The 19,122-nt window shown below is 73.5% G+C and carries 20 protein-coding genes and 1 pseudogene; 12 read left to right on the top strand and 9 right to left on the bottom strand.

Annotated features, from left to right (window positions below; translation table 11 throughout):
* Window positions 1–228: 228 nt before the first annotated feature.
* Entirely contained in the window at window positions 229–1,035 is an 807-nt protein-coding gene (locus tag ACZ8ZB_RS28035; RefSeq protein ID WP_470740400.1) for an IclR family transcriptional regulator, read from the top strand.
* Between the two features lie 12 nt (window positions 1,036–1,047).
* Here the strand turns inward: ACZ8ZB_RS28035 and ACZ8ZB_RS28030 are convergent, their stop codons facing one another.
* Entirely contained in the window at window positions 1,048–1,335 is a 288-nt protein-coding gene (locus ACZ8ZB_RS28030; RefSeq protein ID WP_470740399.1) for a DUF5955 family protein, read from the bottom strand.
* Between the two features lie 228 nt (window positions 1,336–1,563).
* Here ACZ8ZB_RS28030 and ACZ8ZB_RS28025 point away from each other — a divergent pair, with 228 nt between their 5' ends.
* Together ACZ8ZB_RS28025 and ACZ8ZB_RS28020 are read left to right on the top strand one after the other, a co-directional pair.
* Window positions 1,564–2,190, top strand: a complete 627-nt coding sequence (locus ACZ8ZB_RS28025) for a nucleotidyltransferase family protein (RefSeq protein WP_470740398.1) — start codon at window positions 1,564–1,566, stop codon at window positions 2,188–2,190.
* A 169-nt stretch (window positions 2,191–2,359) separates the two neighbouring features.
* Window positions 2,360–2,692: pseudogene (locus ACZ8ZB_RS28020) on the top strand (malate synthase A); the annotation flags it as partial.
* Between the two features lie 3 nt (window positions 2,693–2,695).
* Here the strand turns inward: ACZ8ZB_RS28020 and ACZ8ZB_RS28015 are convergent.
* Together ACZ8ZB_RS28015 and ACZ8ZB_RS28010 are read right to left on the bottom strand one after the other, a co-directional pair.
* Window positions 2,696–3,622 (bottom strand): HipA family kinase, encoded by a 927-nt coding sequence (locus ACZ8ZB_RS28015; protein ID WP_470740397.1) that lies wholly within the window; start codon window positions 3,620–3,622, stop codon window positions 2,696–2,698.
* A gap of 27 nt (window positions 3,623–3,649) precedes the next feature.
* The gene (locus ACZ8ZB_RS28010; protein ID WP_470740396.1) at window positions 3,650–4,159 is read right to left on the bottom strand and encodes a MarR family winged helix-turn-helix transcriptional regulator; all 510 of its coding nucleotides are present in this window, start codon (window positions 4,157–4,159) and stop codon (window positions 3,650–3,652) included.
* A 75-nt stretch (window positions 4,160–4,234) separates the two neighbouring features.
* On the opposite strand from ACZ8ZB_RS28010, the gene ACZ8ZB_RS28005 reads away from it, so the two are divergent.
* A complete protein-coding gene (locus ACZ8ZB_RS28005; RefSeq protein ID WP_470740395.1) occupies window positions 4,235–6,343 on the top strand; it encodes an MMPL family transporter in 2,109 nt (702 codons plus the stop codon).
* A 1-nt stretch (window position 6,344) separates the two neighbouring features.
* On the opposite strand, the gene ACZ8ZB_RS28000 is transcribed toward ACZ8ZB_RS28005, so the two are convergent.
* Window positions 6,345–7,838 carry an IucA/IucC family protein gene (locus tag ACZ8ZB_RS28000; RefSeq protein WP_470740394.1) on the bottom strand — a complete coding sequence of 498 codons (1,494 nt, stop codon included), beginning with the start codon at window positions 7,836–7,838 and terminating at the stop codon, window positions 6,345–6,347.
* 103 nt (window positions 7,839–7,941) lie between these two features.
* Between ACZ8ZB_RS28000 and ACZ8ZB_RS27995 the strand changes: the two genes are divergently transcribed.
* The 3 genes from ACZ8ZB_RS27995 to ACZ8ZB_RS27985 are packed head-to-tail and all read left to right on the top strand — an operon-like array spanning window position 7,942 to window position 11,579.
* Complete coding sequence (locus ACZ8ZB_RS27995) at window positions 7,942–9,450, top strand: IucA/IucC family protein (RefSeq protein WP_470740393.1); 1,509 nt, start codon at window positions 7,942–7,944, stop codon at window positions 9,448–9,450.
* Between the two features lie 45 nt (window positions 9,451–9,495).
* Complete coding sequence (locus ACZ8ZB_RS27990; RefSeq protein ID WP_470740392.1) at window positions 9,496–10,770, top strand: VWA domain-containing protein; 1,275 nt, start codon at window positions 9,496–9,498, stop codon at window positions 10,768–10,770.
* A complete protein-coding gene (locus ACZ8ZB_RS27985; RefSeq protein WP_470740391.1) occupies window positions 10,770–11,579 on the top strand; it encodes a hypothetical protein in 810 nt (269 codons plus the stop codon). The genes ACZ8ZB_RS27990 and ACZ8ZB_RS27985 overlap by 1 nt, the downstream gene beginning before the upstream one ends.
* Window positions 11,580–11,625: 46 nt before the next feature.
* On the opposite strand, the gene ACZ8ZB_RS27980 is transcribed toward ACZ8ZB_RS27985, so the two are convergent.
* A complete protein-coding gene (locus tag ACZ8ZB_RS27980; RefSeq protein WP_470740390.1) occupies window positions 11,626–12,252 on the bottom strand; it encodes a winged helix-turn-helix transcriptional regulator in 627 nt (208 codons plus the stop codon).
* Window positions 12,253–12,335: 83 nt separating this feature from the next.
* Here ACZ8ZB_RS27980 and ACZ8ZB_RS27975 point away from each other — a divergent pair, with 83 nt between their 5' ends.
* Together ACZ8ZB_RS27975 and ACZ8ZB_RS27970 are read left to right on the top strand one after the other, a co-directional pair.
* Window positions 12,336–13,544 carry a pyridoxal phosphate-dependent aminotransferase gene (locus ACZ8ZB_RS27975; RefSeq protein ID WP_470740389.1) on the top strand — a complete coding sequence of 403 codons (1,209 nt, stop codon included), beginning with the start codon at window positions 12,336–12,338 and terminating at the stop codon, window positions 13,542–13,544.
* A gap of 42 nt (window positions 13,545–13,586) precedes the next feature.
* The gene (locus tag ACZ8ZB_RS27970; RefSeq protein ID WP_470740388.1) at window positions 13,587–13,913 is read left to right on the top strand and encodes a hypothetical protein; all 327 of its coding nucleotides are present in this window, start codon (window positions 13,587–13,589) and stop codon (window positions 13,911–13,913) included.
* On the opposite strand, the gene ACZ8ZB_RS27965 is transcribed toward ACZ8ZB_RS27970, so the two are convergent.
* Window positions 13,903–14,778, bottom strand: a complete 876-nt coding sequence (locus tag ACZ8ZB_RS27965) for a helix-turn-helix transcriptional regulator (protein WP_470740387.1) — start codon at window positions 14,776–14,778, stop codon at window positions 13,903–13,905. The two genes, ACZ8ZB_RS27970 and ACZ8ZB_RS27965, sit on opposite strands and share 11 nt — an antisense overlap.
* Window positions 14,779–14,932: 154 nt before the next feature.
* Between ACZ8ZB_RS27965 and ACZ8ZB_RS27960 the strand changes: the two genes are divergently transcribed.
* Window positions 14,933–15,862 (top strand): MBL fold metallo-hydrolase, encoded by a 930-nt coding sequence (locus ACZ8ZB_RS27960; protein ID WP_470740386.1) that lies wholly within the window; start codon window positions 14,933–14,935, stop codon window positions 15,860–15,862.
* Between the two features lie 202 nt (window positions 15,863–16,064).
* On the opposite strand, the gene ACZ8ZB_RS27955 is transcribed toward ACZ8ZB_RS27960, so the two are convergent.
* The 3 genes from ACZ8ZB_RS27955 to ACZ8ZB_RS27945 form a co-directional block, all read right to left on the bottom strand.
* Entirely contained in the window at window positions 16,065–16,526 is a 462-nt protein-coding gene (locus ACZ8ZB_RS27955) for a pyridoxamine 5'-phosphate oxidase family protein (RefSeq protein ID WP_470740385.1), read from the bottom strand.
* A 347-nt stretch (window positions 16,527–16,873) separates the two neighbouring features.
* Window positions 16,874–17,443 (bottom strand): SMI1/KNR4 family protein, encoded by a 570-nt coding sequence (locus ACZ8ZB_RS27950; RefSeq protein ID WP_470740384.1) that lies wholly within the window; start codon window positions 17,441–17,443, stop codon window positions 16,874–16,876.
* A 36-nt stretch (window positions 17,444–17,479) separates the two neighbouring features.
* The gene (locus ACZ8ZB_RS27945) at window positions 17,480–17,935 is read right to left on the bottom strand and encodes an ATP-binding protein (protein ID WP_470741598.1); all 456 of its coding nucleotides are present in this window, start codon (window positions 17,933–17,935) and stop codon (window positions 17,480–17,482) included.
* A gap of 148 nt (window positions 17,936–18,083) precedes the next feature.
* On the opposite strand from ACZ8ZB_RS27945, the gene ACZ8ZB_RS27940 reads away from it, so the two are divergent.
* Complete coding sequence (locus ACZ8ZB_RS27940; RefSeq protein ID WP_470740383.1) at window positions 18,084–18,911, top strand: helix-turn-helix domain-containing protein; 828 nt, start codon at window positions 18,084–18,086, stop codon at window positions 18,909–18,911.
* Entirely contained in the window at window positions 18,911–19,117 is a 207-nt protein-coding gene (locus tag ACZ8ZB_RS27935) for a DUF397 domain-containing protein (RefSeq protein ID WP_470741597.1), read from the top strand. The genes ACZ8ZB_RS27940 and ACZ8ZB_RS27935 overlap by 1 nt, the downstream gene beginning before the upstream one ends.
* The last annotated feature ends 5 nt before the right edge of the window (window positions 19,118–19,122 follow it).

Below are 19,122 nucleotides of genomic sequence, written 5' to 3'. Positions count from 1 at the left end.
CTTCCGCCGGGATGGAATTCGACGTTCTGTCGAAGGAGCCTTCCCCCGCGCCTCCGGGCCGTCAAGGGTACGCGCCCCGCACGGCCCGGACCCGCGGGCGCCTCCGGGCGATTCCGCACGACGGAGCAAAGCTTTCGCCCAGCAGAACACCGCCCTGCGCAAGCGGGCGGCCGACCGGCTGCCGGGTAGGCTTCTGCCCTTCCTGCCAGGCCTCGAAAGGAACGCGCCGTGCCGACGTCCAGCGCCAGCACCACCGACTCCGCCCGGTCCGCCGCCAGTGGCGGCGTGCAGTCCCTCGAGCGCGCCTTCGACCTGCTCGAACGGATGGCGGACGCGGGCGGCGTGGTCGGCCTGAGCGAGCTGTCCGCGAGCAGCGGGCTGCCCCTGCCGACCATCCACCGCCTGATGCGCACGCTGGTCTCCTGCGGCTACGTGCGCCAGCAGCCCAACCGTCGCTACGCGCTGGGCCCGCGGCTGATCCGGCTCGGCGAGTCCGCCTCCCGGCTGCTGGGCGCCTGGGCGCGCCCGCATCTGGCCCGCCTGGTGGAGGAGACCGGCGAGACGGCGAACATGGCGCTGCTCGACGGGGACGAGGTCGTGTACGTGGCGCAGGTGCCATCGAAGCACTCGATGCGGATGTTCACCGAGGTCGGACGGCGCGTCCTGCCGCACTCCACCGGCGTGGGCAAGGCCCTGCTGGCCGGTTTCCCGCCGGAGGAGGTGCGGGCCCTGCTCGGCCGTACCGGCATGCCCGCCGCGACGGACAGGACCATCACCACGCCGGACGGCTTCCTCGCGACCCTGGAGGACGTACGGCGCCTCGGCTACGCGATGGACGACAACGAGCAGGAGATCGGCGTCCGTTGCCTCGCCGTGCCGGTGCCGGACTCCCCCACGGCGGCGGCGATCTCCATCTCGGGCCCGGCGGGGCGGGTCACGGAGGCGGCGACGGAGTGGATCGTGCCGGTGCTCCAGCAGGTCGCGGTGGAGCTCTCCGAGGCGCTCACCACGCCGGGCGCCGCCCCCACCGCCTGAGCGGGGCGCGCGTCAGACGCGTGGCGCCGGGCCGAACAGGTCCACCGCCTCGCGCAGTTCGCGCACGCCCTGCCCCAGCGCGCTCACCGAGCCGATCGCGCCCGCGATCAGCAGCAGGGAGCGGCGCAGCCGGGGAACCTCGACGTCGCCGGCGACGGCCATGCCGGCCAGCGCGGCGAGTTCCTCCTCCGCGATGCTCCGGTCCCGGAAGTCCCCGGGATGGGCGGCGAGTTGACGGCGCAGCCGGGACACGGCGGAGCGCAGCCCCGCCACCCGTGGGTCCACCTGACTGCCGGGCACACACCTCTGCTCCACGCTGTGCGACACAGTCCTCCCCCTGGCACGTCGTCGTGCGCCTCCCCGGCCGGCCGCGGCGCCCCGCCGACCGGTCGCGCCAGTAAACGCCACCCCGACCCCCTCGCGCCAGTCCGCTGCGTCATCGAGTTGCTCCACAGCGTGACGATGCGGCCACGGGCGCCCGTCCGGCGCCGTCCCGATACCCCGCGACGGATGCGGTATGCAGGAGGCATGACGGAAAACGGGGACCGGACCGTGGGACTGCTGCTGGCCGCGGGCGGCGGGCGACGGCTCGGCGGGCGGCCCAAGGCGCTGCTCGGGCACCGGGGGCGGCCCCTCGTGGAGCACGCGGCGGGGGTGCTCCGCGCGGGCGGCTGTGCGCGGGTGCACGTGGTGCTCGGCGCGCGGGCGGACGAGGTGCGCGCCCGCGCCCTCCTGCCGGACTGCGTCCTCGTCGACAACCCCGCGTGGGAGCAGGGCATGGGCACCTCCCTGCGGGCCGGTCTCGACTCGCTGGCCGGGACGGGCGCACCGGCCGTGCTGGTCTCGCTGGTCGACCAGCCCGGGATCGGCCCGGAGGCGGTCGCCCGGGTGCTCGGCGCCCTCCGCTCCCCCGAGTCTCTCGCCTCGGCCGCCTACGACGGCGTGCGCGGCCACCCGGTGCTGCTCGGCGCCGCGCACTGGGCCGGGGTCGCCGCGACCGCGACCGGCGACCGGGGGGCGCGCGCCTACCTGAGGGAGCACGCGGAAGGGCTCACACTCGTCGAGTGCGGCGACGTGGCCGAGGCGTACGACATCGACACCGAGGCGGATCTGGCGCACCTTGAACGAGCCGGGACGACGAAGGACGAGCGGTGAGGACGGCGAGCGCCGCCCTCCCCCGACCGGAGGACTCCGGCGCCAACGGAACATCGAGCTTCCGCATGAGGAAATCACCATCCACCGAACGGAAACGCCCGGCTTCCCCGCGGGCGTCCACCGTCATCCCGGGCCGACCGTCGTCGACGCCGAGCCCCTGCCCCGGCAGGGCATCCGGTACATCGAGGCGTGGCTGCGCGGGCTCGGCGCGGTCGCCGTCTTCGACCTGATGGAGGAGGCCGCCACCGCCGAGATCTCCCGCTCCCGGATCCGGCAGCGGATCGACGCGGGCGTCGTCCCCGACAGCGGCCGGCGGGTCGCCGCCGAGCCGGCCCGCGAGGTCGCGGCCGGGGAACCGGCGGCCGTCCGCGCGGGGACCGGCGAGGAGGCGTTCGCGGGCGGCACCTGGCAGCAGGCGCACGACCTGCTGCTGAAGGTCTCCCTCGACGAGGACCACGCCGGCTTCCCCACCCTGCCGGCGCACGAGCGGCTCAAGGGCTGACCCCTACGTGTCCGGGCGGCCCAGGTGCACCGACCAGTCCTGGGCCGCCGCCGGCTTGCCGTGCAGGTCGGGGACCCGCTTCAGCCAGTCGGGCCGCCCCCTCCGCGTCCTGGCCGCCCGCCGGGCGTTCTCCTCGGCGAGCTCGTCCGGGCCGGGGAAGTCGGTGGGCAGCCACGCCCGGGACGTCCGCACGCGCGCGTGCAGGTACGCCACGTACGCCTCGCGGACCTCGTCGGGCGTGGCGAAGCGGGGGTCGCCGGCCAGCCAGTCGTCGGGGACCGCGGCGGTGACGGACCGCAGCAGCTCCTCGGTCACCTTCGGCGCGAGTTCGGCGTCCGCCGCACGGACGTCGGGTCCGTAACGGCCGAGGGCGTGATGACGGAAGTCGTACGCCTTGCCGGGGTCCGAGCCCTCCCAGCGGTGGTGGAAGACGAGCGCGGCCCCGTGGTCGATGAGCCACAGCCGCGGCGGCGCGACGCCCAGCGTCGGCCACACCACCAGGTTGGAACTGTGGACGGTGCGGTCCACGTTCACGGTGAGGGCGTCGAGCCAGACGACCCGGCCGGCCTCCAGCGGATCGACGGGGAAGGCCCGGGCGGTCTCGGGGGTGAAGTCCCGCGCGCCCGGCAGGTAGTCCATGCCGAGATTGACGCCGGCGCTGGCGGCGTGCAGCTCCCGCACCTCCTGGTGCGGCTCGCCGTCCGCCACCGCCGGATCGAAGTGCACCAGCACCAGCTCCGGGAACCGCAGCCCGAGGGCGCGGGCCAGCTCCCCCACGATCACCTCGGCGACCAGCGCCTTGCGCCCCTGGGCGGAGCCGGTGAACTTGACGACGTACGTGCCGAGGTCGTCGGCCTCGAAGACGCCGGGCACGGAGCCGCCCTGCGGCAGCGGCGTGACGTAACGGGTGGCGGTGACCTCGGTCAGCATGTCCCGAACCCTACCCGCGGCCCTGCGTCAGCCCGCGCGCTGCCGCAGGAGGGCGAGTTCACGGTTCATCTCCCTGAGGAACCGCACGATCACCGTCAGCTCCTCGGGGGTGAAACGGCCGCGCGCCGTGTCGGTGCTGTGCGCCAGCGGCCGGAAGTACTCCCTGGCCAGACTCCTGGCCCGCGCCGCGTACTCCAGGTGCACCACACGGCGGTCGCCGGCCGCCCGGACGCGCCGGATGTGGCCCGCCCGCTCCAGGCGGTCCAGGCACGCGGTCACCGCTCCGGACGTGAGGTTGAGCTGTTTGCGCAGGCGGCCGGGTGTCATCGGCTCGTCCGGCGCGTCGGCGTCCGCGCCGGCGTCCAGGATCGCGATCAGGGCCTGCATGTCGGTGGGGTGCAGGCCCTGCGCGTGCGCGAACTCCTGGGCGATCCGGTTGAACTCGCCGTTCATCCGGCGGAGCTGGACGGCGAAGGACTGCAGCCCTGTCGGGTCGTCCGCCTGAGAAGGGGGCGAGGGGGTACCGGAACCGCTCATGTCGGCCAGTATAGAATCACTCAATGATTGAGATACTTAATCATTGACTTACTCCTTCGGCTCCTGGGGATCCACATGAAGAACGCACCGAGCCGGGTCCGGTGGCTCGTCCCGCTCGCCCTGCTGATCGTCTGGCTGGGCGTGGGCGGGACGCTCGGGCCGTACGCGGGCAAGCTGGGCGAGGTGGCCACCAACGACCAGGCCTCCTTCCTCCCGCAGAGCGCCGAGTCCACCCGGGTGCTCGACGCCCAGAAGGCGTTCGACCGGTCCGAGACCATGCCGGCCGTCGTGGTGTGGACGACGGACGGCGGCCGGGTCACCGGGGCCCAGCAGGCCGCCGCCTCGGACGCGGTCGGCGCCCTCGCCGGCGGCGCCGGTGTCGTCGGCCGGCCCTCCCCGGCGCTGGTCTCCGAGGACCGGGAGGCCCTGCAGGCCGTCGTGCAGCTCGAACCCGACCTGGGCGACGAGCTGCCCGAGGTGCTGGACGAGGTGCGCCGGGCGGCGGACGGCGTGTCCGGGACCACGGCGCGGATCGCCGGCCCGGCGGCGAGCCAGGCCGATCTGTCGGACGCGTTCGCGGGCATCGACGGACTGCTGCTGGGCGTGGCGCTCGGCGCCGTCCTGCTGATCCTGCTGCTGGTCTACCGGAGCGTCCTGCTGCCGTTGCTGATCATCCTCGGCTCCGTCTTCGCCCTGGGGCTCGCCTGCGCCGTCGTCTACGCGCTGGCGGACCGGGACGTGGTGCGGGTCGACGGCCAGGTGCAGGGCATCCTCTCGATCCTCGTGATCGGCGCGGCCACCGACTACGCCCTGCTCCTGTCGGCCCGGTTCCGCGAGGAGCTCGCCGGGCACGGCGACCGGTACGCGGCCGCGCTGACGGCCGTGCGCAGGTCCTTCGGCGCCATCACGGCGAGCGCCGCCACCGTGGCGCTCGCGCTGCTGGCCCTGCTCGCCAGCGACCTCACGAACAACCGCGCCCTGGGGCCGGTCGGCGCCATCGGCATCGTGTGCGCGGTGCTCTCCACGCTCACCTTCCTGCCGGCCGTGCTGGCCCTGCTGGGCCGGGCCGCGTACTGGCCCGCCCGGCCGAAGGCGTCGGACGCGTCCGTGGAGGGGCACGGCGTGTGGCGCCGGGTCGCCGCGGCCGTGGACCGCCGGCCGCGCCGGGTGTGGCTGCTGACCGCGCTGGTCCTCGCCGTCTTCGCCGCCTTCGCCCCCTCCCTGTCCGCCAAGGGGGTGCCGCTCGACGAGATCTTCGTGAACGACGCGCCCTCGGTCACCGCCCAGAAGACGCTCGGCGAGCACTTCCCCGGCGGGTCCGGGAACCCGGCCGTCGTCATCGCCGACGCCGACCGCGGCGACGCGGTGACGGAAGCGGCGCAGAGGACGGAGGGCGTGGACTCGGCCGGCGCCGTCTCCGCCTCGGGGCGGCCGGGGGCCGGTGAGCCGCTGGTCGTCGACGGGCGCGTCCGCATCGACGTCACCCTCGAGGACGCGGCGGACAGCGACGCCGCGAAGGAGACCGTCGAGCGGCTGCGCGAGAACGTGCACGCGGTCTCCGGAGCCGACGCGCTGGTCGGCGGCCACACGGCCCAGCAGTACGACACCCAGCAGACCGCCGCCCACGACCGCACCCTGATCGTCCCGGTCGTGCTCGTCATCATCCTGCTGATCCTCGTCCTGCTGCTGCGCTCCCTGCTCGTGCCCGTGCTGCTGGTCGCGACCGTCGCGCTCAACTTCCTGGCGACCCTCGGCGTCTCGACGCTCGTCTTCGAGCACCTGCTCGGCTTCAGCGGCACGGACGCGTCGGTCCCGCTGTACGGGTTCGTGTTCCTGGTGGCCCTCGGCGTCGACTACAACATCTTCCTGATGTCCCGGGTGCGGGAGGAGGCGCTCGCGCACGGCACCCGGCGGGGCGTGCTGCGCGGGCTGACCACGACCGGCGGGGTGATCACCTCGGCCGGTGTGGTGCTCGCCGCGACGTTCGCCGCGCTGATGGTCATCCCCCTGGCCTTCCTGGTGCAGATCGCCTTCATCGTGGCGTTCGGCGTCCTGCTCGACACGCTCGTGGTCCGCTCGCTGCTGGTCCCCGCGCTGGTGATCGACATCGGGCCCCGGGCGTGGTGGCCCGGAGCCCTGGCCCGCGACGGCGCGGGACGCGCGCCGCGGGCGGAGCGGAGCTGAGTCACCCGCCGGCCAGCGGACTGGGCAGCGGACGGTAGCGGGCGTCCGCGCCGTCCGCCGCGGTCCAGCGCAGCAGGAGGTTGGTCTTGGCCGGGAGGGTGGGGGCGGCGAGGAGGGCGGGGATCTCGGGGAGGTCGTGCCGGGCCAGTTCGCGGCGGAGGGCGGGCCAGGGGTCGAGGCCGGGGTGGTGGTCGGCGAGGGCGGCGGCGACCTCCATGAGGTGGTTGACGACCAGGCAGTAGACCAGGCGTTCCCAGCCCGCCTCCCGGGAGACCTCGGACAGGAGCTTCACGCCCTCGGCGTCCCGGTACAGGGCCCGTACCGGCGTGCCGTCGGCGTCCATGGCGACGAGCGTGTTCTGCAGGTGGGCCTCCAGGACGACGCCGTGTCCGCCGAAGGCCGTCAGGGCCGGGGGGACCACCCGCGACAGGTAGGCCTCCCACCAGGCCGCCGGCCGCTCGGCGGCGGCCAGCGGGTTGCCGTCGAAGCCCTCCACCAGGGCGGCGGCCAGGTACGGGGTCGCGCCGGGCGGGAGGTGGCCGCGCAGACCGTCGCGGACGACCACGGCCAGCTGCTCGTGGGCGAAGTCCGCGGTGCGGTGCCCGCGGTCGCTCTGCCAGGCCGCGTCCGACCCGGCGAAGGCGTCGCGTACGGCCGTGTCGGTCGCACGGAGCCTCAGCAGGTCGTGGCGCCACAGCCGGCGGACGTCGTTGGTGATGCGCACGTCCAGGCTGAACTTCAGGAACAGGTCGCGCTCGGGCGCGTACACCGTGCGGACCGCCGCCGTGGGCCACACCGGGAAGGCGGTCGTGCCCAGCCGGACCAGGCGGCCGTCGGCGAAGGCGGGGGCGAGGTCCCGGGCCGCGAGGTCCAGTTGCCAGGGGTGCGCGGGCAGCAGGCGGTAGCCGGGCGGCGCGGCGCCCAGGCCGTCGAGGGCCGCGGTGTCGCCCTCCTCCACCACCGTGTCCTCGCGCAGCCCCAGCAGGGCCAGCGGGAAGCGGGCGTGCGCCTCGGGCGCGTACGGCAGCCAGGCCGCCGCCGGGCCGCCGCCCCGCGCCTTGGGGGCGGGATGGTGGGTGTGGCCGGTGACGAGGGCCTGCTCGGAGCGCAGGTACGGGTCGTCGGGCGGCGTGGCCCGGGCGCGTGCGGCGAGCAGCGCGGCCACCGCCTCCCGGCTGGCGAGCATCTCGGCGGGCAGTTCGCGGTTGGACAGACCGGTGTGCCGGCGCAGTTCCTCGGCGACGAGTTTCACCAGCTCCGTGTGGCCGACGCGGCGCCAGGCGCCCGCGGCGTGGACCTCGGGTGCGCTGGGACGCCGGGTGCCGCGCACCCGCAGCAGGCGGCCCGTGCCGGGCAGCCGGTACGTCGCGTGCGCCCCCGGTCCCGGTACCGGCCGCGCCACTTCGCGCAGCAGGCAGTTCAGCAGCGGCACCGCCGCGTACGCGTCGGCGCGGCGGGCCGCGTCGTCGTCCGAGGGCGGGGTGATGAGGTCCACGCGTTCCTCTGGTTCCTTGCGGTCTGTCCGGACGGAGACGATCAGTATGTCTGTCGTCGTCCACTCCCACGTCCCGTCCCGCGCGTCACCGAGGAGCCCGCCCGTGCACCGTCCCCCCGCCGCCGAGACCGAGGTCGCCGACGAGCTGGCCGTCGTACGGCCCGGTCTCGTGCCCCGGTACGCCGACGAGCTGCCCGGCGCCCGCGCGGCCGTGCTGACCCGGCTGTGGCGCGGTCTCGCGCACGAGCCGCTGCCGTGGATCGTCCGCCGGGAAGCGGGCCGCGAGGGGCTCACCCTGCGGCTGGCGGACGGCCGGCGGCTGCGCGGCCCGCACGCGGATCCGTACGCGACCGGCGCGTACGTCACCGCCGTACGGCTGGACGGGGCGGCGCACGCCGATCCGGCGCGGCTGACGACGGAGCTGGCGGTACCGCACTCGGCGGCGTTCGCCGCCGAACTCGGGCACAGCGCGGCGTCGTTGGCGCTGTCCCGGGCGGCACGGAACGATCACCCGGCACGGTGGCCCACCGAGGGCTGGCAGTGGGAGCAGCGGGTGGTCGACGGGCATCCGTTCCATCCGGGCTGCCGCTCCCGGCCGGGTTTCTCGGTGGCCGAGCAGCTCGCCTACGGGCCCGAGCACGGGCCGGTCGTGGAGCTGGCACTGGTGTCCGTGCCGGAGGCCGGCTGCCTGGTGGCGGGGGTATGGCCCGAGTGGCTGCGGGAGCCGGGGCGGGTGGTGGTGCCGGTGCATCCCTGGCAGGCGGCGCACGTGCTGAGGCGGACGGGCGGGCGGCGCCTCGCGGCGCGTCCGCTGATGGCGCTGCGCACCCTCGCGCTGCCAAAGGGGCCGCACGTCAAGACGGCGCTGAGCGCCCGGCTGACGTCCTCGGTGCGGGACATCTCGCTCGGCTCGGTGGCCGCGTCGGCGGCGCTGTCGGACTTCGGGCAGGCGGTGGCGGCGCGCACGGACGGGCTGCTGCACATCACCCGCACGCTGGGCGCGGTGGCGGCCGGGTCGCCCGATCTGGCGGCGCTGCTGCGCGAGCCGCCGGAGGAGTACGCGGCGGCCGGGGAGCGGGTCGTCCCGGTGGCGGCGCTGGCGACCACCGGACTGCCCCGCTCCCCCGCCTGGGCGGGCCGGTTCGCACGGCTCGCGCTCACGGTCGGACTGCGGCTGCTGGAGCTGGGGGTGGCGCTGGAGGCGCACGGCCAGAACCTGCTGGTGGTGCTGGAACCGGACGGGGACCCGGTGCGGCTGGTCTACCGCGATCTGGCCGATCTGCGGGTCAGCCCCGCCCGCCTCGCCCGGCACGGCGTCCCGCTCCCCGACCGGCTGCCCGCGCGCATGGTCACGGACGACGAACGCACCCTGCGGCGCAAGCTGTTCGGCTCGCTGGTGGCCGGCGCACTGGCGGGCACGACGGGGTCGGGACCGGCGCTGCGGGCGGCCCTGGAGAGCGCCGTACGGGATCTGCCGCGCACCCCGGACCTGACCGCCCTGCTCGACGGGCCGCTGCCGGCGAAGGCGCTGACGCTGATGCGGCTGTCGCCGCGGACGGCGGGGGACCAATGGACGGAACTGCCCAATCCGCTGCGCTGGGGGTCCAGGTGACGGCCCGTTTTGGAGCACAGCGCCCCTGATCAATAGGATCCGCCGATGATCAGAAGAAAACGGCCGGTGGCAGGCGCCTGTGCCCTGCTCGCCGCACTGACGGCCGGGCTCGCCTTCCCGGCCGGGGCGGCCGCCGACGAGCCCACGGGCCAGGACGCGCCGAAGGTGAACCTCCTCCTCGACGTGAGCGGCTCGATGCGGGCCGAGGACATCGACGGGCGGTCCCGGATGGCGGCGGCGAAGCAGGCGTTCAACGAGGTGCTGGACGCGACGCCGGAGGAGGTCGAGCTGGGCATCCGCACGCTGGGCGCGAACTACCCCGGCGACGACCGCGAGGAGGGCTGCAAGGACACCGCGCAGCTCTACCCGGTCGGCCCGCTGGACCGCACCGAGGCCAAGACGGCGGTGGCCACGCTCACCCCGACGGGCTGGACCCCGATCGGCCCCGCCCTGCTGAAGGCGGCCGACGACCTCGAGGGCGGCGACGGCTCCAAGCGGATCGTGCTGATCAGCGACGGCGAGGACACCTGCGCCCCGCTCGACCCGTGCGAGGTGGCCCGGGAGATCGCCGCCAAGGGCATCGGCCTGACCATCGACACCCTGGGCCTGGTGCCGAACGCGAAGCTGAGCCGGCAGCTCAGCTGCATCGCCGAGGCGACCGGCGGGACGTACACCTCGGTCGAGCACCAGGACGAGCTCACCGACCGGGTGAACGAGCTGGTGGACCGCGCGGCCGAGCCCGTGGTGACGCCGGTGGCCGTCCGGGGCGCCGGCTCGTGCGACGAGGCGCCGGTGCTCGAGTCCGGTCTCTATACCGACCGCCAGGAGTTCGGGCAGCAGCGCTGGTACCGCGTGGAACTGTTCTCCGGACAGGAGCTGCGCGCCTCGGTGAGCGTGGCGGCGGACCGCGCCGTGCGCCCGGACCACGGCGTGCTGCTGCGGGCCGTCACCGTGCACGACCGGGAGATCGTGCGCGGCGAGGCGACCGGCACCGGCCGTACGGACGTGCTGTCCACCGGGCTGCGGTACCCCAAGCCCGAGCGGGACGACGACGACAGCGGCAAGCCCGCGGCCGAGACCGTGTGCCTGGCGGTGACCACCTCCTTCTCGGCGGACTCCGGGGTGAAGACCACGCCCGGTCTTCCGCTGGAGCTGACGGTCGACGTCGTGGACGGCCCGGACGGCGCGGACGACGTGGCCTCCTTCGGCCTCGGCCGGGGCTGGTGGCTGCTCGGCGCGCTGGTCCTCACCGGCTTCCTCGCCGGTCTCGTCTGGGGCTGGCTGTCACGCTGGCGGGTCGCCGTCTGGAGGACCAACTGATGCGCTCCCTTCGTGCCCTGAGTGCCGCCCTGCTGACGCTCGGGCTGGCCGCCGCCCCCGCCGCGGCCGACTCCTCCCCCTCCCCCGGCGCATCCGGGGACGACGGGGCGCCCACCCGCGCGGGCACCTCCTTCCGCACGGCGACGGAGGTCGAGCAGGGGCGGACCGCCACCGCGCGCGCCTCCACGGGCGACTACCTGTACTGGTCGTTCCCGGCGGACGCCGGGCAGCGCCCCACCGTCCGCGCGACGGTGAAGCTGCCGGAGAGCCACGCGGCCGAGACCTGGCAGATCGACGTGTACGACGGTCTGCGCCGCCGCCAGGCCTGCCAGTACGGCGCGCAGACCCGCACCGCCGGGGCGGACAGGCCCTCGGTGGAGCTGGAGTGCGTGCTGCGCACGGTCCGCGCCTGGTCGGAGCCGTGGGCGAACGACCCGCTGCCGGGCACGTACTACGTCCGCCTCACGGCTCTGCGGCTGTCCACGGCCGACCTGGGCCAGCCGGTGGAGACCGAACTGCGGGTCGAGTCCAAGGAGATGGGCGGCGCGGCGGCCGTGGACGGCGCGCTGTCCGAACCGCTGGTGCCGGGCATCGCGACGCGCGCCGAGTCGGACGAGGCGGAGGACGACGACTCGCCCACCGCCGTCCTGGCCGGCCTGGAGCCCGAGGACGGCTGGGCCTCCGGCTGGTGGTCCGACCGCTGGGTGTGGACGGCGGCGGGCGGCATCCTGGCCGCCCTCGCGGGCGTCGCCGGCCACCGGCTGACGCGGGGGTCCGGGCGTCCGCCCGGGGTGCCGCCGACCGCGTGACGTCCTCCCGGAAGGCCCGCCCCGTGCGGGCCTTCCGCCTTTCGTGTCACGGCTCCCGCAGCGTCTTGGCGAGGGTGCCGTCGCCGGTCACCCCGACCCGTCCCGCGCGGACCGCGTCGGCCAGGGTCAGTTCGCCGCGGCCGATCGCCGTACAGGTGGCGGTGTCCAGGCGGAGCAGGGCGTCGGGCTGCCCGGGGGCGGGTCCGTCGCCGTACACGGGGCCGTCCTCGGCTCCGACGCGCAGGTGAAACCTGCCCTCGTCCAGGCGGACTTCGACGAGCCCCTCGCCCTCCAGGGCACGCAGCAGGGGCAGCGCGAACCAGTGGGCCCGCACCGCGTCCGTGGGGCGCCGCTCGCCCAGTTCGGCCTCGCCCCAGGCGCCGAGGGACTGGAGCACGGGCAGCAACGCGCTTCCGCGCGCGGTGAGTTCGTACACGTACGCCGCTCCGGGCGGGGGCAGCCTGCGGCGGGTGGCGAGGCCGTCGCGCTCCATGTCCTTGAGCCGGGAGGCCAGTACGTCCGTGCTGACGCCGGGCAGATCCGCGTGCAGGTCGGTGTAGCGGCGCGGTCCCGCGAGGAGCTCGCGGACGATCAGCAGGGTCCAGCGGTCGCCGACGACGTCGAGCGCGCGGGCGGCGGAACAGTACTGGTCGTAGCTTCGGCGTGGTGACATGCGACGCAGTCTAGACATGTTGTTGGACTTTCCAAGCTCTCACTTGGTAAAACCAAGCAACACGACGTGAGGGGAAGCGGCGCATGGAGTTCCGGCAGTCGAGCAAGCTCAGCGAGGTCTGTTACGAGATCCGCGGCCCGGTGATCGAGCACGCCAACGCACTGGAGGAGGCGGGGCACAGCGTGCTGCGCCTGAACACCGGCAACCCGGCCCTGTTCGGTTTCGAGGCGCCGGAGGAGATCGTCCAGGACATGATCCGGATGCTCCCCAAAGCACACGGCTACACCGACTCCCGGGGCGTCCTCCCCGCCCGCCGCGCGGTGGCCCAGCGCTACCAGACCCTGGGCCTGGAGGTCGACGTCGACGACGTCTTCCTCGGCAACGGCGTCTCCGAGCTGATCTCCATGGCCGTACAGGCCCTGCTGGAGGACGGCGACGAAGTCCTCATTCCCGCGCCGGACTTCCCCCTGTGGACCGCGGTGACGAACCTCGCGGGCGGCAAGGCGGTCCACTACCTGTGCGACGAACAGGCCGACTGGTACCCGGACCTGGACGACATGGCCGCGAAGATCACGGACCGCACCAGGGCCGTGGTCGTCATCAACCCCAACAACCCCACCGGCGCGGTCTATCCGAAGGAGATCGTCGAGGGCATCCTCGACCTGGCCCGCAGGCACGGCCTGATGGTCCTCGCCGACGAGATCTACGACCAGATCCTCTACGACGACGCCGTGCACCACTCGGCCGCCGCGCTCGCCCCCGACCTGGTCGTCCTCACCTTCTGCGGCCTGTCCAAGACCTACCGCGTGGCGGGCTTCCGCTCCGGCTGGCTGGTGGTCACCGGCCCCAAGCAGCACGCGAAGGACTACCTGGAGGGCCTGACCATGCTGGCCTCCATGCGGCTGTGCGCCAACGCGCCCGCCCAGTACGCCATCCAGGCCGCCCTCGGCGGCCGGCAGTCCATCCACGAGCTCACCGCGCCCGGCGGACGGCTGCGCGAACAGCGGGACGTGGCCTGGGAGAAGCTGAACGAGATCCCCGGCGTGAGCTGCGTGAAGCCGAAGGGCGCGCTGTACGCGTTCGCGCGGCTGGACCCCGCGGTGCACAGGATCCACGACGACGAGAAGTTCGTCCTCGACCTGCTGCTGCGGGAGAAGATCCAGGTCGTCCAGGGAACCGGCTTCAACTGGCCCTCCCCCGACCACTTCCGCATCCTCACCCTCCCCCACGCGGACGTCCTGGAGACGGCGATCGGCCGGATCGGGCGGTTCCTGAGCGGATACCGGCAGTAGCGGCCGGGAACCACCGCCGGGACGATCGCGTCGGATCAAGGTGTGCGGGAAGAGAGACTGGGCTGTGCGGGCATCCTCCTGGCGGCGTTCGGCGCGGTGGTCGCGGTGCTCGCCTGGGCGCCGCGGGCGCGCGTCAGCGTCCACGGCGGCTTCGAGGGCATGCACCGGGACCTGAGCGTCCTCTACGTCGACCTCCCCTTCGTCGCCGCCGGCGGCGCGCTCGTCCCGCTCGTCGCCTGGCTGCTCGCCCTGCGCGTGCTGCGCCGCCCGTGGCTCGCGGCCGTGGTCGCGGCGGGCGCGCTCGCGCTCGGGATCTGGGGGCTGCTGAGCTGGTGGACGCCCTACCAGCGGCCCGAGTTCACGGGTTAGGTCCCGCGCCCTTGCCGATGCCGCAGGCCTGTTGCAGCACCGTCAGCGCCGCGGAGGATGCGGACGCGGGCTCCGCGGTGAGGGTGACGAGGGACTGGTGCGGTTCCTGCGGGACCTGGAACGCCTGCTGCGTGACGGTGAGGTCCCCGACGACCGGGTGTGCCAGGGCGTGGACGTCACGGCCGCAGGGGTCGACGGTGTGTTCGTCCCACAGGGCGGCGAACTCGGGGCTGTGCTCCGTCAGTTCGCCGACCAACGCGGTGAGGCCGGCGTCTTCGGGGTTGCGGGCCGTCAGGGTGCGCAGGTTGCCGACCACGGCGCGGGCCTTGGCGGGCCAGTCGCGGTAGAGGGCGCGGGTGGGCGCGTCCAGGAAGACCAGCCGGGACAGGTTGGGCCGGGTGCCGGGGTCGTCGGGCGCGGCGGGGTCCAGGTGCCCGGCGAGCAGGGCGTGCCCGGCGCGGTTCCAGGCCAGCACGTCGTTGCGGCGGCCGACTACGAGGGCGGGCACGTGGTCCATGGTGGTCAGCAGCATGCGCAGATCGCCGGAGACGTGCTCCGTGCGGGGCGTCGCCCGCCGGGTCCGGTGGCTCGTCGCCGACAGGACGTGCAGGTGTTCCCGCTCGGCCCGGGTCAGTCGGAGGGCGGTCGCGATCGCGTCGAGGACTTCCGCCGAGGCGTTGACCGGCTGTCCCTGTTCGAGCCGCGTGTAGTAGCCGGCGCTGACCCTCGCGAGCAGCGCGACTTCCTCCCGGCGCAGCCCGGACACCCTGCGCCGGTCCCCGTACCGGGGCAGGCCGACGTCGTCCGGGCTCAACCGCGCCCGCCGCGCCCTCAGGAACGCGCCGAGCGGTGATCTGCGGTCCATGGGCCCAGTATGCGCGGCGGCGACGCCCGTAGCCTGCACCTGTCAGGGGTAGGCAGGGGCGGGGCTGGTCGCCCCGGCCGGGGGCCCGCAGAGTCGATGGCACGACCTGTGGCGAAAGCCGCGTCACAGCCCCCGCTCCGAACGAGGGAGACACATGCCCACCACCCCGACCGCGCCCCGGGTCACCACGATGAGACTGGGAGACGTCGAGATCACGCGCGTCATCGAGTTCTCCGACGTCTCGCCGATGACGACCGACGTGTTCTTCCCCGGCAGCAGTCCGGAGGAATGGCAGCGGCACGCCGCCCTGCTGGACCCGGACCACTGGGACGCCCGCACCGACCTGACGCGCGTCGCCACCCAGTCCTGGGTGCTGCGCAGCGAGGGCAGGGTCATCCTGATCGACACCGGCGCGGGCAACGGCAAGTACCGTCCGCTGCAACCGATCTGGTCCTACTTGAACACGAACTACCTGGAGAACCTCGCCGCGGCCGGCATCGAGCCGGAGGACGTCGACCTCGTCGTCAACACGCACCTGCACGACGACCACGTCGGCTGGAACACCCGCCTCGACGGACGCGACTGGGTGCCCACCTTCCCGAACGCGACGTATCTGATGCCGCGGACCGACGTCACGTACTGGCACCCCGACAACCTGCACCGCACCCGGTTCGGCCGGGGGAACCAGAACGTCTACGAGGACAGCGTCCAGCCGGTGATCGACGCCGGGCTCGTCACGACCTGGGACGACTCCTACGTCATCGACGCCGACCTCCGGCTCGAGCCCGCACCCGGGCACACTCCGGGCTCCTCGGTCGTCCACCTCGAGTCCGGGGGCGACCGGGCGGTTCTCGCCGGTGACCTGCTGCACGGCGCGATCCAGATCCACGAGCCGCACCTCAACAGCTGCTTCGAGGAGGACGAGGACGGCGCCCGCGCCAGCCGGGCACGGATGTTCGCCTACGCGGCCGACCACAACGCCCTCGTGCTCCCCGCCCACCTGCCCGGCCACGGCGCCTTCGAGATCCGCCGCGAGGGCAGCGGCTTCGGGCTCTCCCGCTGGGCGCCGTTCTCCCGTACGTAGAACGGAAGTCGGTCCTCGTGGTGCTCCCGTGAAGCATCGGACGGGGGCACCGGGGCGTCGTCGGTGTGCCGCGCGCTCCCGGTCCGGGCAGGACCAGGCCCGCGAGCACGGCGGTGGGCTTCCGGGCCGCGGCGAACGGCACGGCCACCATGAGTGGATCACGCCGTGCGGACCACCGAGGCGAGGCCACCGCCCCGAGGAATCACTCCAGCCACGTTCCGTCACGCATGACGACTCTTCCGCGCAGTTCCGGCTCGCCGCGCCAGGCGCGCACGGTGCTCGGGACCACGCGTATGTACAGATAGGGATCCTCTTCCGTGCGTGGATCCCACCCGAACCTGTCGGCGAACGCCTCCGCCGCGTCGTCGGGCACCTCCCGGTCCGGGAAGCACTCCGCCTCGCCCTGGAGGAGCACCACGTCGAAGGAGTCCGGCAGCGCCAGACGTACGCGCGGCTCCGTGCGGACGTTCCGCGCCGTCACGGAGGTGGCGCCGGTGCACATCCACATCGCACGCCCGTCCCACAGGAACCACAACGGCACCTGGTGCGGACCGTGATCAGGGTGAGCCGTCGACAGCCATACGTCCCGCTCGGTACCGAGCCGCTCGAGAACGTCGCGCACCCGCTCCGCCGTGCCGCGATGAACAGTCTCCGTGGTTCCCATGATGATCGACCCTAGCCAGCGGCGCCGCACCACGCCTGAGGCGCAGGACCTACTCCCGGAGACCGAGGGAACCCTTCGCCTCCCGGCTCGGGCTCTGTCCCGACTGCGTTGTCGGTAGGAGGCGCGACCGCTTCCACGCAGACGGGCGCGGTGAGCAGGGAGATTGCCGGAGCCGCGGTCGTGGAGTTCCTGGAGACGACGACCGGGATCCCGGACGACGGCACCGAACCGGAGAGCCACCTCGTCGTGACCGACGGAACCCTCGTCAGGAGCGTCAGAAGTCGAACACCGAGCCGAGGGGCCTCAGCGGGTGGACGCATCTGCTCGCTTCCATGGTGTGCAGGTGGTCACGACCAGACGAGGCGGCCCTCGGACACCCGGCACACCGGGTAACTCCCGTCGACGATTCTGGTCAGTGTCCGCGCCAGGGAGTCGAAGTAGTCGGCCAGGTTCTCGTACTCGCCCGTGATCGTGATCTCACCCACGAACCATCTGCCGATGCGGCCGTCCCGCGCGTCGATGAACTTCCCCGACCAGCCGTCCTGGTCGGACAGGAACGGGATCCACTCGTTGCGCCAGAAGGGGTTGTCCGGCTGGTCCGGAGGGTCGAAGCCCACGGGCGTCACGCGGTTCGCGTACAGCCTCTCCATCGCACGGACACCCAGGAAGAAGCTCCCCTCGTCCGGGAACCCGGCGAAGCCGCAGCACTGCACGTCGTCGTCCACGTCCTCCTCGGGGAGATCCAGGTTGTTCCGCAGCAGCCACGCCCGCAAGTCCTGGGGGAAGGAGAGACCCATCCGCTCCTCCGCGGACGCGAGCACCTCCTCAGTGGCGGGCCCGGGCAGATCCGCGTGGTCGGCCGGGGCGTGCTCCCGGAGCAGACTCATCACGCGGGACCAGCTCTCCACCACGCCCATTGCCCGCTGCCCCTTCGACCGGCTCCTCAGCAGCCGTCACCCTAGCGGGACTTCGCACCACACCGTCTTGGTGTACGGGTCCCCGGCGGTCGCGCCCCAGTGGGTGGACAGGGCCTCGACGAGGAGGAGGCCGCGGCCGGACTCCGTGTCGGGGTCGACCGGGGTGAGCGTGCCGGGGACCGGCGGGCGACGGTCCGGGCGGGCGTCCGTGACCTCGATGCGGAGCGTGGCGTCCTCCGCGTACAGGGTCAGGCGCAGGACGAAGTCGCGGCCCCGTGCCCGCCCGTGCCGCACGGCGTTCGTGGCGAGCTCGGCCACCAGCAGTGACGCCGTGCGGTTGCCCTCGGAGTCGTACGGCCGGCCCCATGAAGCGAGTTGTCCGGCCGTCAGGTGGCGGGCGAGCCGGGCCCCCCGGGCGGTGGCCGAGAGGCGGATGCGGAAGTGGCGGATGGGGCCGGTGTGTTCGTCCACGGGGGCGATCTCGACGTTCATGTCGCTCAGCGTGGTCACCCGGCTCCGTCGTGAACAGCCCGGGCGGCCGTACCCGGGAGCGTCGTACGGAAGGTGTCCGGGCCTGTCCGGGTCGTGACGCGTGACGTCCCGCACCTGCCGTGTGTTGGACCCACGGAGGTGTGGGGACATGAGCGTGGAACCTTACGGGGCGGACGAGGAGTCGGCGGCCGTCCTGCGGACCGTCGGGCGGGTCATCAAGATGTGCCGGGAGCGGGCGGGGCTGACCCAGGCCGCCCTCGGCACGCACATCGGGTACAGCGAGGAACAGGTCTCGTCCGTCGAGCGCGGACGCCGGGCCCCGATGGAGGAATTCCTCGACGCGGCGGACCGGGTCCTCGGAGCGGACGGGCTGATCTCGGGGCTGAAGAACGATGTGGCGAAGGCCCGGTTCCCGAAGAAGGTCCGGGACTTGGCCAAACTGGAGGAAGATGCGGTCGAGTTGTGCGCCTACGCCAATCACGTCGTGCACGGCCTGCTTCAGACACCGGAGTACTCACGGGCCATCTACGGCATGCGGCGGCCTCCGTACACGGAGGAGCAGGTGGACGAGCTGGTCGAGGCCCGCTTGGCGCGTCAGAGGGTCTTCGACCAGCAGCCCGCTCCCGTCTTCGGTTTCGTCCAGGAAGAGGTGACGCTGCGCCGCCCGCTCGGGGGCAGAATGGTGATGCGGAAACAGCTCGAACGCTTGTTGGAGGTCGGTCAGCGGCGGAACGTGGAGATCCAGGTGCTGCCCACGGACCGCGAGGACCACGCGGGGCTTGCTGGGGCGCTTCAACTGCTGCGGCTGAAGGAGGGGGCCACTGTGGGCCACGTCGAGGTCCAGCTGGTCAATCGGCTGATCTCCGACCCCAAGGAGATCCAACTCCTCGAGATCCGCTATGGCATCATCCGGGCCCAGGCCCTCACACCGCGTGAGTCGCTGGCCTTTATCGAGAAAGTGCTGGGAGAGACATGATGACCAACCGCCCGTCCGGGAACGGTCCCGCGCTGGAGTGGTTCAAGAGCAGCTACAGCACGAACGACGGCCCGGAGTGCGTAGAGGTCGCCTTCGCCCCCGAAACCATCCACGTCCGCGACTCGAAGCACATACAAGGCCCCCGCCTCACCTTCGCCCCCCACCAGTGGACCGCCTTCCTCCCCTACGCCTCGGGACGACGATGACCCGA

The organism is Streptomyces sp. 12E (assembly GCF_055633275.1).
The sequence above is the reverse complement of the archived record's forward strand: the minus strand, read 5'-3'. Positions and strand labels throughout refer to the sequence as shown.

Bases quoted from the DNA above. Each gene is read 5' to 3' on its own strand.
- ACZ8ZB_RS27960 (WP_470740386.1), top strand. From the start codon at position 14,933: ATGCCCACCACCCCGACCGCGCCCCGGGTCACCACGATGAGACTGGGA.
- ACZ8ZB_RS27950 (WP_470740384.1), bottom strand. From the start codon at position 17,443: ATGGGCGTGGTGGAGAGCTGGTCCCGCGTGATGAGTCTGCTCCGGGAG.
- ACZ8ZB_RS27975 (WP_470740389.1), top strand. From the start codon at position 12,336: ATGGAGTTCCGGCAGTCGAGCAAGCTCAGCGAGGTCTGTTACGAGATC.
- ACZ8ZB_RS28005 (WP_470740395.1), top strand. From the start codon at position 4,235: ATGAAGAACGCACCGAGCCGGGTCCGGTGGCTCGTCCCGCTCGCCCTG.
- ACZ8ZB_RS28015 (WP_470740397.1), bottom strand. From the start codon at position 3,622: ATGCTGACCGAGGTCACCGCCACCCGTTACGTCACGCCGCTGCCGCAG.
- ACZ8ZB_RS27955 (WP_470740385.1), bottom strand. From the start codon at position 16,526: ATGGGAACCACGGAGACTGTTCATCGCGGCACGGCGGAGCGGGTGCGC.
- ACZ8ZB_RS28010 (WP_470740396.1), bottom strand. From the start codon at position 4,159: ATGAGCGGTTCCGGTACCCCCTCGCCCCCTTCTCAGGCGGACGACCCG.
- ACZ8ZB_RS27965 (WP_470740387.1), bottom strand. From the start codon at position 14,778: ATGGACCGCAGATCACCGCTCGGCGCGTTCCTGAGGGCGCGGCGGGCG.
- ACZ8ZB_RS27940 (WP_470740383.1), top strand. From the start codon at position 18,084: ATGAGCGTGGAACCTTACGGGGCGGACGAGGAGTCGGCGGCCGTCCTG.
- ACZ8ZB_RS27935 (WP_470741597.1), top strand. From the start codon at position 18,911: ATGACCAACCGCCCGTCCGGGAACGGTCCCGCGCTGGAGTGGTTCAAG.
- ACZ8ZB_RS27985 (WP_470740391.1), top strand. From the start codon at position 10,770: ATGCGCTCCCTTCGTGCCCTGAGTGCCGCCCTGCTGACGCTCGGGCTG.
- ACZ8ZB_RS27945 (WP_470741598.1), bottom strand. From the start codon at position 17,935: ATGAACGTCGAGATCGCCCCCGTGGACGAACACACCGGCCCCATCCGC.
- ACZ8ZB_RS27990 (WP_470740392.1), top strand. From the start codon at position 9,496: ATGATCAGAAGAAAACGGCCGGTGGCAGGCGCCTGTGCCCTGCTCGCC.
- ACZ8ZB_RS27980 (WP_470740390.1), bottom strand. From the start codon at position 12,252: ATGTCACCACGCCGAAGCTACGACCAGTACTGTTCCGCCGCCCGCGCG.
- ACZ8ZB_RS28025 (WP_470740398.1), top strand. From the start codon at position 1,564: ATGACGGAAAACGGGGACCGGACCGTGGGACTGCTGCTGGCCGCGGGC.